The sequence below is a fragment of the Catenuloplanes japonicus genome, from assembly GCF_000717135.1.
GTDB classification, from domain to species: Bacteria; Actinomycetota; Actinomycetes; order Mycobacteriales; family Micromonosporaceae; genus Catenuloplanes; species Catenuloplanes japonicus.
In genome coordinates, this window is the sequence record NZ_JNXY01000001.1 from 405,465 (window position 1) to 423,218 (window position 17,754).

The following is a 17,754-nucleotide window of genomic DNA, read 5'->3' on the forward strand; positions in this document are numbered from 1 at the left end:
TGTTTATCGGGTTGCCGGCGGTCCGGCGTGCTGCCGCAGGATCGCGACACCGCGAGGAGCGAGGTCCACCCCGTCGCGCAGTGGGCTACCGGTGAGCACGTCCACGGCATCCCCCTCGAAGGGCACGGAGACGGTGCCGTCCCCGTGGTTGAGCACCCAGAGCAGGTCGCCGCGGCGCACCGCCTCGACCCCCTCGGGAAGTTCAGCGAGCACACCCGAGACCTGTGCGTCGGCCATGAATCGGGCGGTCAGCTCGGCCAGCGCGGCGGCATCCGGCAGCGTCGCGACGTACCAGGCGACGCCGGCCCCGAACGCGTGCCGGGTGACCGCCGGACCATCGCCGGGGAACGTGGCCACCACCTCGGCCCCCTCCGCGCGGATCGTCTCGGTCCAGTCCCGCGCCGTGAAGAACCCCTGCTTGAAACCGGTTTCATCACGCCATGCGCACTCGACCTCGCCGTCCACCGGCCGCCACGCCTCTCCGGACGCGCCCAGCACGTCGCGCAGCGGCGCCGGGAAACGCCCGGTGTGCAGGTGCCCGCGCGGGTCCGAGATCCCGGAGAACGGCCCGACGACCAGCACTCCGCCCGCCCGCACCCACTCGGTCAGCTTCACCGCGTCCGCATCCGAGATCACAAAAAGCTGAGGAGCAATGACCAGCCGGTACGGGGAGAGCTCCGACGACGGATGCGCGAGGTCCACGGTCACCCCCCGCCGCCAGAGCGGGTGGTAGTAGTCGGTCAGCTGCTCCACCACGGACAGCCGGTCGCTGGGCCGCGCCCGCTCCTCCGCCGCCCACCAGCTGTGCCAGTCGTGCAGCAGCGCGACGTCCGCGCGCACCTCCGTACCCGCGATGTCGTGAAGCTCGTGAAGTTCGAGACCGTGCGCGCGCACCTCCGCGTGGGCCTCGGTGTCCGGACCTGCCAGCGGCACCATCGCGGAGTGGAAGCGCTCCGCGCCGAACGCGGACTGACGCCACTGGAAGTAACAGAGCCCGTCCGCGCCGCGCGCCACCGCCTGCAACGACTCCAGGCGCAGCTGCCCGGCCGGTTTCGGCAGGTTGTGCGGCCGCCAGTTGACCGCGCCGGTCGACTGTTCCATGAGCATCCACGGCTTGCCGCCGGCCAGTGAGCGCATCAGGTCGTGGGTGAGCGCGGCGCGGGCCGGGAAGCGCGGGTCGGACAGGTCCGGGTACCAGTCGTTGGAGATGATGTCCTGCTCCGGGGCCCAGGACCAGTAGTCGACCGGCTTGAAGAAACCCATGTAGTTCGTGGTGATCGGCTTGCCGGGCGACAGCTCGCGGATCAGGTCGCGCTCGGCCTTGTAGTGCGCCAGCAGCTCGTCCGAGCAGAACCGCGCCCAGTCCAGCTTCTGCGACGGGTTGACGATGTAGGGCGCCAGCCGCGGCGGCAGGACCTGCTCCCACTCGGAGTAGTGCTGCGACCAGAACGTGGTGCCCCAGGCCTCGTTGAGCGCGTCCAGGCCGGTGTAGCGCTGCCGCAGCCAGAACCGGAACTCCTCCGCCGCCTCGTCGCAGTAGCAGACCTGGCCGAACTCGTTGCCGACGTGCCACATCGCGACGGCCGGGTGGTCCGCGTAGCGCTCCACCAGGTCGGTCACGATCGCGGTCGACCGCGCGTGGTAGTCACGGGACGACGGGCACCACTGGTTGCGGGCGCCGTACCAGAGCGTGTTGCCTGCCTCGTTGACCGGCAGCGTGCGCGGGAAGTGGTGGCCGAGCCACGGCGGCGGGGACGCGGTCGGCGTGGCCAGGTCGACGGCCACGCCGGCGCCGTGCATCAGCTCCAGCACCCGGTCCAGCCAGGCGAAGTCGCGCTCGCCCGGCGACGGCTCCAGCCGCCCCCAGCTGAACACGCCGACGGTGACCAGGTTGACGCCGGCCTTGCGCATCAGCGCGGCGTCCTCCTCCCACACGTGCTCCGGCCACTGCTCCGGGTTGTAGTCGCCGCCGAAGAGCAGCCCACGGCCCTGCGTCACGGTGTGCAGGCCGGGTCGGTCCGCGCTCACGCTCGTACCCCCTTGTCGTCTCTTGGTGTGGTGGAACTGTCGCCGATGACCAGGCGGCACGGCACCAGCTCGCCACCGGGCGGCGGGCCCGCGGTCTCGTCCGAGAGCTGCTCGATCAGCATCTGCGCGCCACGGCGGCCCAGCTCCAGGCTCGGCGGCTCCAGCGTGGTCAGTTGCGGCCGGAACATGGCCGCGACCTGCGCGGACGTCAACACCATCACGACCGTCAGATCATCGGGTACGCGCCATCCGCGATCCTCCACGGCCGCCAGCACGCCGACCGCGGCCTGATCGCTGAAGACCGTCACGGCCGTGGTCTCGGGATGGGCGTCGAGGAGATCGTGCAGCGCGGCCCGGCCCTGCTCCGCGGTGTCCGCGTCGAAACCGTCCGCATAGGACATCCCGGCCTCCTTCGCGGCCGCCGCGATCTCCTGGCCGATGCGCACCACGGGGCCGTACTCGCCCGCGTACGCCGCGCCGGTGTGGTTGATGAACGCCATCGCGCGGTGGCCGAGCCCGGTCAGGTGGCCGGCCACGTCCGCGCCGAGCCGGGCGAAGTCGATGTCCGCGAACCACAGGTGCTCCGGCCGGCGGGTGCGGCCGATCAGCGCGAACGGCACGTTCTGCGCGGTCAGCAGCTCCACCCGCGCGTCGTCGAGCCGCACCTCCATCAGCAGTACGCCGTCGAGCAGCCCGGTGCCGGTCAGGTAGCGCAGCTCCTCCAGCGGGTCCGCGTTGTCCGGGGAGAGCAGCAGGTGGTAGCCGAGCTCGCTGGCGGCCGCGGCCGCGCCGGTCGCGAACTGCATCTCGGTCAGGCCGAAACCGGAGGCCGGGGCCGGGTAGTGCAGCGCCAGGATCCGGGTGCGCTTGCTGACCAGGCCGCGGGCCAGCACGTTCGGCCGGTAGCCCAGCTCGGCGGCGGCGGACTCGATGCGCTGCTTCGTCTCGGCGGCGACCGGGCGCGTGCCGTTCAGCGCGGCGGACGCGGTCGACACCGCGACGTTCGCCCGCTTGGCTACGTCCCGTAGCGAGATCATGCGCCACCGATCCTCGTCGTCCGAATGGCTGTCGAAACGTTTCGCACACGCTAGGGCTGCGGTTCTGAAGATGTCAATGGTGTTACGCGAGGAAATCCTCTGATCAAAAAGTGCTCGGACGGTGACTCTGCGTGCTTTGCGGGTGGCTGACACCATCGAGGGATGTCGCCGTCCGATGTGAACACGGTGGTGAACGCGCTGCGGCGGAACCCGTTCCGGCGCGTCGCGGTGGTGCCGCGCGACCCGGGCCCGCGCGCCGCGATCGGCCTGGCCATGTTCACCTCACGACTGATCGCCGATCGGCAGTTCGCGCCGTTCGGCACGGTGTCCTGGCTCCGCGTCGACCGCGCCGGCGACGACGAGGCGGACGAGGAGCTGCGCGAGGAACGGCTTCCCGGCTACGGCGGCCACACGGTCTGCGTCGTCGAGGAGCCGCCGGTGGCATGGCTGACCGGCGAGCCCGGCGTTCCGGAGCTCGTCGTCACCACGGCCGTGCCGCATCGGTCGTGGGACGCGGTCGTGATCCAGGTGGCCTCGGTGGAGCCGGCCCGCGCGGCCCGGCGCTGGCTGACCTACCGGCTGCGCGGGATGCCGCCCGGCACCCGGACCCGGCTGGAGGAGCTGGCCGTGCTGCCACGCCGGTTCGGCGGCGGCGAGCCCGGCAGCCACGGCGCCGCGCTCGCGCTGTGGCAGGCCACCGCCGGAATGCCGGCCGAGACCGCGCGTGACCTGCTGATCAGGCTCGCCGCCCGCGGACTGATCGAGATGCCCGGTGACGGCCTCGTGTCGCCGCACCCGGTGGCCCGCGCGATCGCCCGCCACGACCGGCCCGCCGGTTGGTTCGCCGATCTGGCCGGAATGCTGCTCGACACGGTCGACCGCCCCTGGTGGGAGCTACCGCCCGGCCACTACCTCTGGGAGAACCTGATCGCCCACCTGTGCGAGGCGGGCCGGGACGCGTCCGCGGTCGCCACGGACCTGCGCTGGATCACCGCACGTCTCGCCGAGAGCGGCCCGCTCGGCCCGCTGCGCGACCTGGTCGCGGCCTGCCCCGGTAGCGTCGCGGAACGGCGCTACCGGCAGCTTCTTCCGCACCTGGGTGACGGCGGCGAGGACACGCTGCTGAACCTGGTCCGGTTCGACGACGGGGCGTGGGGTGCCCAGGCACACCGCCTGCAGGCCGAGCCGGTCCGGCCGATACTGGTCAGCCGGTGGATGCCGGTCCTGCTGAAGGAGGTCCGGTGCTTCGCGGTGGACCGGCGCGGATCGCGGATCGTGGTGATCACCGCAGCCGGGCGGGTCAGCGTCGTCGACGGGCTCACCGGCGAGCGGCGGTGGCGGGATCACCAGCTCGGGCCCGGCACCTACGCGCTGACCGCCTCGCCGGACGGCGGCTGGTTCGCGGCGCATCGCAGCTCGCGGATGCGCGCCGGGCTGTACCGCGGGGAACTGCTGGTCTGGGACGAGGACACCGTGCTGCGCTACCGCCGGGTGCGGTGGCTGCGCCACCCGGTCACCCAGATCGCGGCGTCGCTGGATTTCACCGTGGTCGGCGCCGGTACCGGATTCGGCGACCGCTATTGGGACTGGACCACCCGCGAGGCCCGGCTGCTCGCCGACGTGGGCCGGCTGACGCCCTGGTCCGGGCCGGTAGGCGGGGCGCCGGGGGCGACCAGCCCGGACGGGCGATGGCACGCCTACGCGGCCCGTGACGGACTGCGCCTGCGGGACGGCCTGCGCCGGCGGGAGGGGCCGTGGGCCCAGCTGCCGAGCCCGCCGCGGTGGATCGCCTGGCTGCCCGGACCGGTCGTGGTGGCCTGCGCCGAAGGCTACGTCGCCGCGTTCGCGCTCGCCGACGTGTGACCCACTCCCAGCGCCGAGGCCGCGTTCGGGTCCCGGTGATCGGGGCGTCCCGCACGTCGTCAGAGCGAGGTGCGGGACGCCCCGATCGTGGGGGAGCGTGGCACCCGTCGGACGTCGGCGGACGCCCGGTCATCATCGCGGCGCGGTGAGCAGGGAGAGCAGCGCGCGTACCGCCGGGGTCTCGGTTCTCAGGACCGCGTGCGTGGTGCGGGTGATCGGCGGGCCGGGGAGCGGGCGCAGCGCCACGCCGTCCGGGACGCCGGTGACGGACGCGACCAGCTCCGGCACCAGCGCGACGCCCAGACCGGCCCGGACCATGCGCAGCACGAGCGCGTAGTCGTCCGCGGTGTGCACCACGTTCGGGCGGAAGCCGGCCAGCGCGCAGACCCGGTCCAGCAGCTCGTGGTCCGTGGTGCCGGCCGAGCCCGCGATCCACGCCTCGTCGTGCAGGGTCCGGGTGTCCCGCCCGTCCGGCAGCGCCAGCATGATCGGCTCGCTGCCCAGCCGGTGGCGTGTCGTGCCCGGCGGCGGATCCTCCGGGATCACGTTGTAGCCGAACGTGATCGCCACGTCGCAGCCACCGTCGGCCAGCGCGGCCAGCGACTCGCGCGGCTCCATCTCGTGCACGATCACCCGCAGCTCCGGATGCCGCTCCCGGGCCGCCACGATCGCCGGGAGCAGGCGCGCGGCCGTCGCGGTGCCGAAACACGCCACCCGCAGCGGCCCGCGCGGCGTCGCGGCGGCCCGCAGGTCCTCCTCCGCCGCCTCCATCGCGTGCAGGATCGTGTGCGCGTGCCCGACCAGGCGCTCACCCTCCGCGGTCAGGCGTACCCGGCGGCCGGCGCGCGTGAACAGCGGCACACCCGCCTCCCGTTCCAGCGTGGCGAGCTGCTGGGACACCGCGGAGGACGACATCCGGCAGGCCTCACCGACCGCGATCATGGTGCCGCGCCGGGCGAGTTCGCTGAGCAGTCTCAGCCGCGTGGGGTCCAACATCAAGAGCATCTTACCGGTGTACGCAGTAACGCTAAGTAGACGTGGCGGATGAGTGCTGGTGATACTGGCCGCATGATCACCGTTCTCGAGGTGCCGCAGTGGGACGGCTCCGGATCCGCCACGGCGCGCAGACTGGTGCCCGGCGCCGCGTTCCTGGCCTCGCTGGTGCCCGCGGACCGGCACGTGCGCGTCCCGATCGGCGGCACCCTGGCCGAGACCGCGGCCCAGGTGCGGGCCGCGCTGCCGGACGACGGTTTCCCGGTCGTGGTCGGCGGGGACTGCGGCGTCGACCTCGCGCCGGTCGCCGCCGCGGCCTCCCGCTACGGGGACCGGCTCGGCGTCGTCTGGTACGACGCGCACGGCGACCTCAACACGCCGGAGAGCTCCCCGTCCGGCGCGTTCCACGGCATGGTGCTGCGGACACTGCTCGGCGACGGGCCCGACCCGCTGGTGCCCGCGGTCCCGCTGTGGCCGGCACAGGTCGCGCTGGTCGGCACGCGCGCACTCGACCCGGCCGAGTCCGCGTTCATCCGGTCCGCCGGCATCGGGAGCACGCCGGATCCGGGCGCGGTCGTGCACGTCCACGTCGATCTGGACGTGCTGGACGGGATCCGGTCCGTCGGCTGTCCGGAGCCGGGCGGGCTGACCCCGGAACAACTGCTCGCCCACGTGGCCGGCGTCGCCGCCCGGCACGAGATCATCGGCCTGACGATCACGGAGTACGCGCCGGAGTCGGCCGTGGACGAGCCGATGCTGCGCGCGCTGGTCCCGGCGCTGGTACGGCTCTGCGCGGGCGCGCGGGCCCGGCGCATCGAGCGGATCGCGGCGTCGTCCTGGCCCGCGGCCGAGACCGAGGAACGCGACGGCTGGCTGCTGCGGCACACGCCGGGCGTGGGGCGCCGGCGGTCGAACTCCGCGCTGCCGGTCGGAGCTCCGGCCGTACCCTCGATGGAGGCTTTTTATGACGCTCGTCAGGCGCCGGCCGTCGCGCAGATCGCGCCCGCGGACCAGCATCCGGAGCTGGACGCGCTGCTGGAATCGCGCGGCTACGCGCTCGACGGGCGGACGTTCGTGCTGACCGCGCCGGCCGTGGCGCTCACGTCGGACCTCGAGGTGACGCGGCACGACGACCGGGCGTCGTGGGAGCCGCTGTTCGCGGCGATCACCGGAGACGTCTCGTCGATGCCGGTGATCGCCCGGATCGACGCGCCCGCGGCCGTCTTCACCGTGGCGACCGCCGGGCTCGCGCTCGCGGTCACCGTCGACGGCTGGACCGGCGTCTTCTGCATGTTCACCGCCCCGGCACACCGCCGCCGGGGGATCGCGACCGCGCTGCTCGCCGCGATCGGCGCGTGGGCGCCCGGACCGCTCTACCTGCAGGTGGAGGACGGGAACACGGCCGCGCGGGCGCTCTACGCGCGGGCCGGGTTCACGCTCTCCCACCGATACCACTACCGGACGCGCTGAACCTCAGCCCTGCGGGCGGCCTTCTCCGCGTACATGGCCGCGTCCGCGGTGGCGAACAGCGTGGCCGGGCTCGGGCGGTCCAGCCCGCTCCAGGACGCCAGGCCGACGCTGACGCCGAAGGAGAGCAGCTCGCCGTTCCACTCGACCGGCTTGTCCGCCAGTGCGCGCAGCCGGTTCGCGAGCCGCAGCGCGTCCGCCTCGTCCTCGAGGCCGGTGGCCAGCACCACGAACTCGTCGCCGCCGAGCCGGGCCGCGGTGTCGGACGGGCGGATCGTCACGGTCAGCCGCCGGGCGAACTCGACCAGGATCAGGTCGCCGGCCGCGTGCCCGTACCGGTCGTTGATCTGCTTGAAGCCGTTGAGGTCCATGTAGAGCACGACCGGGCCGAAACCGGACACCCGGAACAGCTCCAGCTCCAGCTGCGCGTCGAGCGCGGCCCGGTTCGCCAGCCCGGTCAGCTGGTCGTGCTCGGCCTGATGCGCCAGCGCCGCCTTGATCCGCTCCTGCTCGCGGACCACGAACAGGAACCGGACCAGGATGAACGAGGTCAGCATCGAGATCGAGACGAACAGCGAGACCCGGCTGACGATGGTGCCGAACGAGTGCAGGCCGGTCACGGTCGGCAGCACCACCAGCGCGATCCCGAGGAACACCACGCGCGCCGGGTGCAGCCGCTGCGCGGTCAGCGTGCTGTCCGGCTGGGCGACCTTCGCCGCGTCCCGGTGCAGGAGCGCGGCCGCGAGCAGGCTGTTCGCCAGCAGGAGCAGGCCGTCGAACCGCTCCGCCTGGCCGGACCGGGACAGCTCCTCGAACAGGACCGGCAGCAGCGAGATGCTGATGTCGCCGACCAGCGTCAGCGTCAGCGCCGCGATGAGATAGCCGGTCGAGCCGCGCGTGGTGCCGGGCGCGAAGAGCAGGATCGCGAAGCCGGCGAAGAACATCACGTCGCCGAACGGGTACAGCGCGCCGACGAACATGGCGGGCGACAGGTGCTGGCTCTCCGCCGCCGGCAGGATCACGAACTGCCAGAACAGCCAGGCCACCACGGTCGTCATCGCGGCCGCGTCCAGCACGCCGTCCCGCAGCCTGCCCGGCGCCCGCAACCGGACCAGCTTGACCAGCGCGGCCATCAGCAGCGGATAGCCGGACAGCCAGAGCACGTCCGACGGTGAGACGTCACCGAGCGGGCCGTGGAAGCGGGTCAGCACGTCGTACAGGATGTCGCCGGTGAGCCAGACCGTCAGCGCGAGCGCGACGAGCCGGTAGGCGCCCTTACTCGGACCGGAGATCGCCCGCAGCCCTGTCCACGCGCTCACCACCACCACGCCGAAGCCGATGAGGTACGCGTTGTGGGCGGCCGCGGTGCCCGGTGCGAATACGGACACCGCACCCGCGAGCGCAGCGACGAGCGGTACCGCCGGAGCCGGGACACGTTTCATGGGCCACCTATCGGCCCGCACGAGGCGAACCTCAGGCTTCCAAACTGATTACGCGGGTTCGATTCCCGTCGTCCGCTCCACTTGGGGTGTCTCTGTCAGCGGAGTGCGTTGACCTGGGCGTTCCGCGTGCCACCCGGGGGCCGAGCCCCCGGACCCCCACGGTGTGGATCGCTCACTTTCCGGCCTGGTTGATCTTGCGTGCCATTAACGTGCCACTAGCCCTGCTTCTTGGGTTTGCCCCTGGGCTTCTTCATGTCCTTGGGCTTCTTCGGCTCGTGGCCTTCGCGATCCGCTTGTCCTTGTCGCTGGCGATCTCGCGGTCGCGCTCGTTGGTCGCGTGCTGGTAGATCAGGGCGGCTCGCATGCTGGACTGGCCCGTCCGGACCATCAGCTCGCGGGTGCTGGCGCCGGTCGACGCGGCACCGTAGTCCGGCCGCGCCTGCCGATGAAGCGTCTCGGCGCCGACCGCTACGCGAAGGCCAAGTGGAAGGGCACCGGCCTTGTAGCCTTCGCCGCCGACCGTGAAGCGACCGGCCGTCCCTGGAAACCCGGAGACCAGACCCAGACGGTACGGATGACGACCGCGGACACCGACATCGCGGAAGCCCTCGGTCTCGAAGTCGGCGACCAGGTCTACGAGCAGGCACGTCTGGTCAAAGAAGCGAACGTGCCGACCCACACCCTGACGAGCTACTACCGGCCGGCGGATGTCGAGGGCACTCCACTCGTCGACGCGAAGGCCGGCCCTGCCGGCCGCGGTGGCGGCTTCGCCGTACTCACGAGTCAGGGCCTGGAGCCGGACAACATGACGGAGACGATCCGTGCCCGGATGCCGACGCCCGACGAGATCGACCAGCTCCAGCTACCCGGCGGCGAACCGGTGATGATCCTGCAACGCATCACCTACACCGCCGAGGGCCGCATCACCACCGGCGCTTCAAACCTCGCCCAACATGCAACTAACTGCCGACTTAATCTCTTCTGGATCAAGGCGCCGCGTGGGCGCGGCGCCGGCTGGCGTGCCCGGCCTGCTGGCGGCCGGCATCGACCGGGCACGCCAGCCGCGAAATTCGGTACGTCGAGCCGGTTGAGGCTGCGATCATCCGGCGATGGAAGTGTGGTCCCACGGCGGCAAGCTGTATGACGTGACCTCGGGGTACAGCCTCCCCGACGATGCCTGGCAGTACGAACTCATGGGGCTGACCGGCGCACCTGGCACCGGGCCGTACCTCTCCGTATCGATCCCAGATGCGACGCTGGATGGGCCGTTCACTCCGAGGACTACTCAGCATGTTGTTGTGCACCTCGGCGGTGGAGAGCTGCCGTGGCCGATTCTGGAAAAGCTGATCTTCCTGCTGGAGTCCAGCGGAGATCTGGTCGAGGACCACAACGAGCAGTCGACCGCGGAGCTGGCGAGTCTTCCGGTACGCGGCATCTGGTCGATCGGGAGCCGGCGGTTCGAGGTCGCTGACTCCCATCACAGCGATACGGGAGTGCAGCTCTACGAGTTGCATGAGGTCAGCCCGGAAACCGCTGACGGCAACTACATCAGCGTGCAGATCTCCGATGCCTCGACGGAGTCCCAGCCGCCTGTCGGCCATGCAACGCTCACCATGTATGGGCGCTGGGCGATCCCTTGGCTGGTCTTCCGCCGCTTCGTCGATGTCGTCCGCACCGCCGGGAACGTGAAGCAGGTTGCCTCTGAGGGAGCTTTACGTACAGACCAGCTCTGACCGGTTGACGTACGGATGTCGGGCACCACCAGCAAGACAACGCGCGGAGAAGCCACCGACCACCGGTCTCGGCCCCGACGATCGCTGTGGGTGGCTGGGTGCCGCGGTGGGTTCCGGCGATCGCTGCCGCGCCGCTACGCGGCTTGCCATCGGTCTTCCTGGGTTGCGTGCCACGCGGGGTGCCGGCGCCACGGCAAGCCGCCCCGGACCGCGTACGGTCCGGGGCGGGAATCCGCCTTGCGGCGCCGGAGCGCCGCGCGGCGGAGGTTAAGCGGCCGTGCCACCAACTCAGGCCGCGAGCGGCCACGGACGGTTATGATCGGGCAGTACGGCACCCGCGCTGACCAGGCAAAACCGGACGATCATCCCAACACGGCGAGATCTTCGCTCATGTGTGCTTCACGACGAGGCTGTAGAACTTGACCTTCGCGCCGTTCGTGGTGCTCTCCGAGGACGACTGGTTGTACGAGCCCGCCTTGAAGTACTGCCGGTACGGGTTGAACGCGGCCGGGATCGTGTAGCTGGTGGTCGTACCGTTGATGGCCAGCTTGAGGCTGTTGCCGTTGACCGTGATGAGGTAGGTCCACTTCACGCCGAGCGCCACGTTCCCCACCGGGTGCAGCGTCTGGCCGCTGGCGTCCGGCGAGTTCTGCGTGCCGAAGAAGATGTCGCCGTTCGGGCGGTAGTAGAGCTCGGCCAGCGGCTTCGTCGACGTGCCGCCGGTGCCCAGCTTCACCTGCCCGACCGCCACGTTCTTCGTCACGGACACGATCCGCAGCTGGGCGCTGAGCGTGTGGTTGCCGGCCAGCGTCCAGTTCGCCGCGCTGCCGTTGCCGTTCATCTCGCGCAGCTCGGAGCGGGCGTAGCTGGAGTTCGGCGTGGTGACGCCCTTCTCCGGCGCCCAGAACGTCATCGACCCGTCGTTCTTGTCCGTCCAGAAGTAGGCCGGGTTGGTGTAGCCGCTCGCGCCCTTGAGCTGCGCCGGCTGGATCGTGTCCGGGCTGCCCGGCGACCCGGTCGGCAGCTGCAGCGACCAGACGGAGAGGTCGAAGTTCCCACCCGGCGGCAGACCGGGATCGAGCGCGGCCGCGGAGGCACTCCCGGCCCCGGCAACGCCGAGCGCGCCGGCGGCGGTGGTGGACAGGGCAACGGCGAGCAGCGTGCGCCTCTGCATGGGACCTCATCACCGATCGGATGGTTTCGGTAAAGACAGTTAAAGGAAACCAGCCCGTCGATCGACGCTCAAGAATCTCTCCACCCCGAGATCCCTAAATCGACCCTAACGCCGGGCCGGTCCGGTAACCGGGCTCGTGGCCGACCCGGCCACGTCGGGAGCGGGACGATGAATTGGATCTCGACCTGGTGCATGGGCAGGCGGCGGGCTCAGGCGTGGGTGAGGTCGTGGAGGTCGCGGAGAAACTCGGAGGCGGAGATCGGGTCGAGGGTGTCGGGGAAGCTGACGGAGATGGTCTGCTCGGGGTTCTCGGCGGGGAGGCCGATGATGATGCCCGGGTCGAGGTGCACGGTGACGGTGTGGCCGTGCATGGTGCGTTCGATCCAGCCCTGCCAGCCGGCGTCCTGCGGTGTGCCGCGCGTCCAGCCGCGGGCGGCGAGACCGAGCACGCGGCCGGTCGGCACCGTGAGGCCCTCGAAGGCGGCGACCGCCGACGGGGACGGTGTGAAGACCTCGCGGCCGAGCTGCGGGAACGGTTGCAGGATCTCGTAGTCGGCGAAGATCTCGGGCCAGGCGCGGAGGTCGGTGACGGCGGGGTGCGGCAGGCCGATCACGGCGTCGTCGGGGATCTCGATCGGCGTGTCGTGCACGTCGGCGGCGGTGCGGTCCTCGGCGATCCGGAACGTGTGGATCGGCGTGCCGTCGCGGTAGCGGGCCCAGACCAGGCGGTGGACCAGGTGGAACAGCAGCGGGTGGCCGGCCAGGTATCGGTGGAACTCCGCGCCGGTCCAGCGGCGGCCGTCGACCATCGCGGTTTCCAGGCGCCGGATCTGGTCGGACGCCACCGTGCGCGCGTCCTTCTTCAGCGCGGCGAACGCGGCGCCCTTCGGCAGTGACTTCAGGCGGCGGCCGGTGGCGGGATCCGTGACGTACGGCCTCAGCTGCTCGTCGAAACTGACGGTGCGGGAGTCGATCGTCAGGCCGAGGTCCGGGACCAGGCGGTCGGCCAGCTGTTCCGGGGTCAGCTGCAGTGACTCGGCGACCTCGGTGATCTTCTCGCCCGCGCGTTCCTTGAGCGCGCGGAACTTCACGCGCTGGGCGATGCCGTGCAGGTGCATGAGCGCCGTGTCGGTGCCGATCGCGGCCAGCACGTCCAGGCCGGTCACCGCCTTGGTGTGGCCGCCCTCGCCGGGCCAGGCCCGGATCAGCGGGGCCAGCCGGCGCACGGTCTCGTCGTGGCCGATCAGGCCGAGCGCGGTCAGCGCCCAGCCGTCCTTGGACGGCGTGCCCGCCACCTGCCAGCGGTGGAACACGGCCCAGCCGAACTCCGCGAGGTCCGCCGGGTCCAGCAGCTCCGTCACGATCGGCACGCCGGGGTAGACCTCGCCGGGGCGGGACACGGCCAGCATGGTGAGCAGGTGCCGGGCCGAGGCGGCCGGGAGCACGCCGGAGCCGTCGCGCAGCGCGATCCGGGGCAGCGTCTCCGGGTCCGCCCAGTCCACGGACGGGACCTTGGCGGGCAGCACGTCCAGCGGGTCGGTGTCGAGCACGGCGGTGACCGCGGCGGCGGCCTCGGGGCCGTAACCGGCGGCGGCCGCCAGTACGGTGGCGCGGTCGAGCAGCCGGAGCGCGGTCTCCGCCTCGCGGCGCGCGATGCCGGGTCTGCCGAGCGCCGCGGGGATCAGCGCGCGGGCGGCGGCGTCGGCGTGCCGCAGCAGCCAGGCGCGGGCCGGCTCGCGCATGGACTTGGTGCGTGCGTACCAGCCGGCCATGGCGGTGGCGAGCTCCACGCTGACGAACGGCATCAGCGCGGGCGCGGCGCCACTGCTGCGCCCGACGACGCGGATCGCGGCGGGAATCGCCTCCGTCCCCCACCGCGCCATGATCACCGGCAGCCAGCGGTGGGCGTTCCACACGGTCTGCGGGTCCCAGTCCGCCAGCAGCGGCCGCGCCAGGTGCTCCGGACCGTCCTCGAACAGGAACGACTCCTCGCTCCACCGCGCCACGCCGGCCCGGATCCGGGCCGCGAGCGCTTCGAAACGGGCGGTGTCCCAGGAGGGGTGCAGCGTGCGGCCGGGGCGCTCCTGCTCCCACGCGACGGACGCGGGCAGGTCGGGCGTCAGGCCCGCGACCACGGTCGCCTTCGCGGACCGGCGACCGACGCTCCACGGTGGACTGACCAGCACCGGATGCAGGTGCGACGTGGGCGCCTCGGCGGCCCCGGTGGCGGCGAGGATCGTGCGCACCCGTTCCGCGGCCGGGCCGGGCAGGCCGGGCAGCGCCGCCTCGGCCAGCTCCGGGTGGCGGGCCACGAGCGGGCGCAGCAGGTCGTCCGCGGCCCGCGCGCCGGACGGTGCCAGCAGACGCAGCGCGCGCTCCGGGAAGCGGGCGGTCGCGTCCTGCAGCGCCAGCAGCATCGGCTTCTCCGCGGACCGGTCGCGCAGCGTGCGGAAGGCCTCGTCCGTCGGCAGCACCGCGATCAGCGCGGCCAGGCGGCGTTGATCGTCCACCCCGATGTAGTCGGCGTCGTACCACCTCGTCAGCGCCGGCAACGCGTCCGCACCGACGGCCTCGATCAGGGACGGGAGCGCGGGGGTGGCCGGCTCGACCCGCCCGAGGCTCTGCAGGGCCAGGTCCAGCTGCGCGGCGGTGCCGAGTGAGGCCAGGAGCAGCCCCGGGTACGGCAACTGGGTGATCCGGGCCAGATCCTGCTCCACCCAGTCCTGCCGCGCCGGGAACAGGAACGAGCAGGCCTGCGACTGCATCGGGTGTCCGCCCCGGTACGGCACGGCCAGCGCCTCCGCCGCCGCGTAGTCCTCGTCGCTCGCGGTCGCCAGCCGGTTGCGGGCCCCGCCGCAGACCCGCACGGCCCACCGGACGCCCCAATACGTCTGCGACCACCCCGGGTTTCCGACCTGCCGCTCGCCGCCGACGTTGATCGCGGCCAGCTCCAGCGCGGCCTCCACCAGGAACGGCAGGCCCCGGGCGGCGAGGAACGGCTCGGCCGCGTCCGCGGTCGCGCCCGCGTGCCGGTAGGTGCCGCCGCTGATCGCGGCCGCCACCAGTGCGGCGGCGCCGAGCGGTGTGGCGCTGTCAGGGTCGGCGAGCGCGGCGTCGCGCAGGGCCGGTGTGGTGCGCTCGTCCAGCAGCGCGGCCCGTGCGTGTTCCTGCCGCTTCGGCAGGAACACGGCCGCCTTTCCCGCGTCGGCGACCGGCGCCCGGTCCGTGAACCAGCCGCCGCGGCGCAGGTAGAGGTTGCGCCGGAATGTGGGTGGCGGGATCAGGGCCTCGGGCATGGCGCGACCCTAGTCCCGGGGTACGACAGTTCCGGCCCGCACGGCCGGCGCGATCTCGGTGCCGAGGCGGTGGACCGAGGCCTCGACCAGGGACGGTGGCAGGCCGCCCCAGTCGGCGAGGAGCTGCACCCGGTCGTACCCGGTGGCCTGATGCAGGTGAATGAGCTTCTGCGTCACGTGCTCCGCGGTGCCGATCATCAGCGGGCGCCCGGGGAGGACGCCCGCGTCGAACTCCGCCCGGGAGACGACGAACCCACCGCCACCGGGCCGCTTGGGGCGAAGAAAATCATGATACTGAGGGTATGTCGCTGCGGCCTCCTCCGGCGTGGCCGCACCGAAATAGTGCGCGGCCACGCCGACCACCGGCCGCTGCCCGGCCCGGCGCGCGGTCTCCCGGTAGAGCCGCACCAGGCCGGCCAGCCGCTCCACGGTCCCGCCCAGGTAGCCGATGATCAGCGGCAGCCCGAGCTCGCCGGCCCGCACGACGCTGGACGGCGAACCGCCAGCGCCGATCCAGACCGGCAGCGCGGGCTGCACGCCGCGCGGCACCACCTCGGCGTCGTGCAGCGCGGGCCGGTGATCGCCGCGCCAGCTGAGGACCGGCTCGTCACGCAGCCGCAGCAGCAGGCCCAGCTTCTCCGCGAACACCGCGTCGTACTCGCGCAGGTCCACGCCGAACAGCGCGAACGGCTCCGGGTACGCACTGCGGCCGACCGTGATCTCCGCGCGGCCGCCGCTGATCAGGTCCACGGTCGCGAAGTCCTGGAACACGCGCACCGGGTCGTGCACGCTCAGCACCGTGACGCTGCTGGTCAGCCGGATCGCCGAGGTGCGCGCCGCGACCGCGGCCAGGACCGGCGCGGGCGACGAGACCAGGAAGTCCGCGGTGTGGTGCTCGCCCACGCCGAAGACGTCCAGGCCCACCTCCTCGGCCTGCACACCCAGCTCGACGATCTGCCGCATCCGGTCCGGCGCGGGCACGGCCTGCCGGTCGGTCAGCGTCGCCACGCCGATCTCGATGGTCATCGCGTCGCCGGCGCCCGGGTGAAGGTCTCCTCGTCGATCGGGATCCAGCCGTCGCCGAGGTTCGTCTCGCCGATGTGGTGGTAGCTGTCCGGCCCGGTGCGGGTGAACGTGTCCCGCAGCGGCGCGGTCCGGCCGCCGACCGCGATCGTGCCGAGGAAGACCAGCGTGTCACCGTCCCAGCCGCCCGACCGTTGCACCGCATGCCCGCCGTTGCTGTCGAACCAGTCGGCCGTGAAGTCGCCCGCGGCCGGGTCCGCGCCCCACAGGTAGCGGGCGGTCAGCGGCTCCGGGTTCTCCGCGGTGGCGGCCTCCTCGGTGCGCAGCATGAGCCAGCGGCCGCGCTCCTCGCTGGTCGTCACCACGGTCATGTCGATCGGCTTGCCCGGCCCGAACGGCCCGGGGTGGAACCGCCCGGACCCGCGCCACTCGCCGAGGAACCATTCCAGCTCGTTCATGATCTTCTCCGTCTCCGACGCCAAATATGGAAGACCTCTTCCACATCGGCCACGGTACGCTATTCGGAAGAGGTCTTCCACTTGAAGGTGAGTCATGCCACCCAGAACCCCGCGCGCCGACGCGGCCCGCAACCGCCGGCGCGTGCTGGACGCGGCCGCCGAGATCTTCGGCCGGGACGGCATCGACGTGCCGATGAGCGAGGTAGCCCGGCACGCCGGCGTCGGCATCGCCACGCTGATCCGCAACTTCCCGGCCCGCGAGGACCTGGTCGAGGCCGTCTTCGCGGACGCGATGAAGGCCTACGCGGACCGCGCCGCCGAGGCCGCGGCCGACCCGGACCCGTGGCCGGCGTTCTGCGACTTCATCGGGTACGCGTGCCGGCTCCCGCACACCGACCGCGGCTTCGGCCAGGTGCTCACCACGATGTTCCCCGGCGTGGCCGGCCTCGAGGCGGAACGCCAGCGCGCGCTGCGCTCCTTCATCCGCCTGGTGAACAACGCGAAGGCCGCGGGCGCGCTACGCGCCGACTTCTCCCCGCACGACCTGCCGCTGATCCTGCTCGCCACCGGCGGCATCCTGCGCAGCGCGGAACCGGTCCTGGCCGAGGCCGGACAGCGGCTGGTCGACTACTTCCTGCAGGCGTGCGCGGCCGTGAACACCGGGACGCTGTCCGGGCCGCCACCCGCGCGCGAACTGTATCGGGCCCTGGAACGGGCCAACCGCGTCACTCGGGGATGAGCGGGCCGCCCGCACGCGCCGTCAGCGGACGCTGCCGGCGGCTCAGACTGTGCCGGGCCGCGTTGATGAACTCCATCTGCGCCGCCGCGACCCGTTCCAGCAGCGTGCGCCACCGCGCGTCGTCCCGGTCGCCGCCGTGGACGTACCGCTCCGCATCCACCAGCGCCTCCGACAGCCCGGCCACCGCCACGGCCACCCGCTCGTCCGCGACCAGCGTCAGCTCGGTGACGGCCGCACCCCAGCGCGGCCAGTCCAGCTCCCGCACGTCGAGCTGCCCCAGATAGGCGCGCCGCACGTCGAACTCGATCCGGGTGTACTCCCGCAACAGCTCCCGGTACGCCGCGGCCTTCGTCTCCCGCAGCCACTGCCGGTCCTGCCCCCGACGCCCGACCAGCCCACCGGCCACCACGCCGAGCAGCGTGGTCACCGCCCCGCCCCCGGTCGTCGCGATCAGCGCCCAGTCCACGCCGCACATGATGTCACGGCATCATGGACGCCGTG

14 protein-coding genes are annotated in these 17,754 nt (G+C 72.3%); 5 read left to right on the forward strand and 9 right to left on the reverse strand.

Translation table 11 applies throughout. The features are described 5' to 3' along the window. Positions 1-3: 3 nt before the first annotated feature. Both OP04_RS01910 and OP04_RS01915 read right to left on the reverse strand, forming a co-directional pair. Positions 4-2,028: a beta-galactosidase gene (locus OP04_RS01910; RefSeq protein ID WP_033337627.1), complete on the reverse strand. Its 2,025-nt coding sequence runs from the start codon at positions 2,026-2,028 to the stop codon at positions 4-6. Continuing rightward, positions 2,025-3,065, reverse strand: a complete 1,041-nt coding sequence (locus OP04_RS01915) for a LacI family DNA-binding transcriptional regulator (protein ID WP_033337628.1) — start codon at positions 3,063-3,065, stop codon at positions 2,025-2,027. The genes OP04_RS01910 and OP04_RS01915 overlap by 4 nt, the downstream gene beginning before the upstream one ends. Positions 3,066-3,227: 162 nt before the next feature. Between OP04_RS01915 and OP04_RS01920 the strand changes: the two genes are divergently transcribed. Beyond that, positions 3,228-4,928: a hypothetical protein gene (locus OP04_RS01920; protein WP_033337629.1), complete on the forward strand. Its 1,701-nt coding sequence runs from the start codon at positions 3,228-3,230 to the stop codon at positions 4,926-4,928. Between the two features lie 132 nt (positions 4,929-5,060). Here OP04_RS01920 and OP04_RS01925 read toward each other — a convergent pair whose 3' ends face one another. Further along, positions 5,061-5,924 (reverse strand): LysR family transcriptional regulator, encoded by an 864-nt coding sequence (locus OP04_RS01925; protein ID WP_063746527.1) that lies wholly within the window; start codon positions 5,922-5,924, stop codon positions 5,061-5,063. A gap of 72 nt (positions 5,925-5,996) precedes the next feature. Here OP04_RS01925 and OP04_RS54445 point away from each other — a divergent pair, with 72 nt between their 5' ends. Next, the gene (locus OP04_RS54445; RefSeq protein WP_051796940.1) at positions 5,997-7,391 is read left to right on the forward strand and encodes a GNAT family N-acetyltransferase; all 1,395 of its coding nucleotides are present in this window, start codon (positions 5,997-5,999) and stop codon (positions 7,389-7,391) included. Here the strand turns inward: OP04_RS54445 and OP04_RS01935 are convergent. Next, positions 7,376-8,776, reverse strand: a complete 1,401-nt coding sequence (locus OP04_RS01935) for a GGDEF domain-containing protein (protein WP_198153653.1) — start codon at positions 8,774-8,776, stop codon at positions 7,376-7,378. The genes OP04_RS54445 and OP04_RS01935 overlap by 16 nt on opposite strands. 391 nt (positions 8,777-9,167) lie before the next feature. Between OP04_RS01935 and OP04_RS51340 the strand changes: the two genes are divergently transcribed. After that, positions 9,168-9,974, forward strand: coding sequence for a UTRA domain-containing protein (locus OP04_RS51340; RefSeq protein ID WP_232323430.1), 807 nt, complete (start codon positions 9,168-9,170; stop codon positions 9,972-9,974). Beyond that, positions 9,940-10,563, forward strand: coding sequence for a hypothetical protein (locus OP04_RS49025; RefSeq protein ID WP_051796941.1), 624 nt, complete (start codon positions 9,940-9,942; stop codon positions 10,561-10,563). The genes OP04_RS51340 and OP04_RS49025 overlap by 35 nt, the downstream gene beginning before the upstream one ends. Before the next feature lie 388 nt (positions 10,564-10,951). Here the strand turns inward: OP04_RS49025 and OP04_RS01950 are convergent, their stop codons facing one another. From OP04_RS01950 to OP04_RS01965, 4 genes are all read right to left on the reverse strand, one after another. After that, complete coding sequence (locus OP04_RS01950) at positions 10,952-11,737, reverse strand: polysaccharide lyase family 7 protein (protein ID WP_033337631.1); 786 nt, start codon at positions 11,735-11,737, stop codon at positions 10,952-10,954. A 209-nt stretch (positions 11,738-11,946) separates the two neighbouring features. Beyond that, a complete protein-coding gene (locus OP04_RS01955; RefSeq protein ID WP_051796942.1) occupies positions 11,947-15,033 on the reverse strand; it encodes a DUF4132 domain-containing protein in 3,087 nt (1,028 codons plus the stop codon). A 9-nt stretch (positions 15,034-15,042) separates the two neighbouring features. Beyond that, the gene (locus tag OP04_RS01960; protein WP_033337632.1) at positions 15,043-16,059 is read right to left on the reverse strand and encodes an LLM class flavin-dependent oxidoreductase; all 1,017 of its coding nucleotides are present in this window, start codon (positions 16,057-16,059) and stop codon (positions 15,043-15,045) included. Continuing rightward, positions 16,056-16,514: a DUF1579 family protein gene (locus OP04_RS01965; RefSeq protein ID WP_033338029.1), complete on the reverse strand. Its 459-nt coding sequence runs from the start codon at positions 16,512-16,514 to the stop codon at positions 16,056-16,058. Before OP04_RS01965 ends, OP04_RS01960 begins: the two co-directional genes overlap by 4 nt. Positions 16,515-16,608: 94 nt before the next feature. On the opposite strand from OP04_RS01965, the gene OP04_RS01970 reads away from it, so the two are divergent. Then, positions 16,609-17,253: a TetR/AcrR family transcriptional regulator gene (locus OP04_RS01970; RefSeq protein WP_033337633.1), complete on the forward strand. Its 645-nt coding sequence runs from the start codon at positions 16,609-16,611 to the stop codon at positions 17,251-17,253. Here OP04_RS01970 and OP04_RS49030 read toward each other — a convergent pair. Beyond that, positions 17,240-17,719 carry a hypothetical protein gene (locus OP04_RS49030; RefSeq protein ID WP_157239116.1) on the reverse strand — a complete coding sequence of 160 codons (480 nt, stop codon included), beginning with the start codon at positions 17,717-17,719 and terminating at the stop codon, positions 17,240-17,242. The two genes, OP04_RS01970 and OP04_RS49030, sit on opposite strands and share 14 nt — an antisense overlap. Positions 17,720-17,754: the final 35 nt, after the last annotated feature.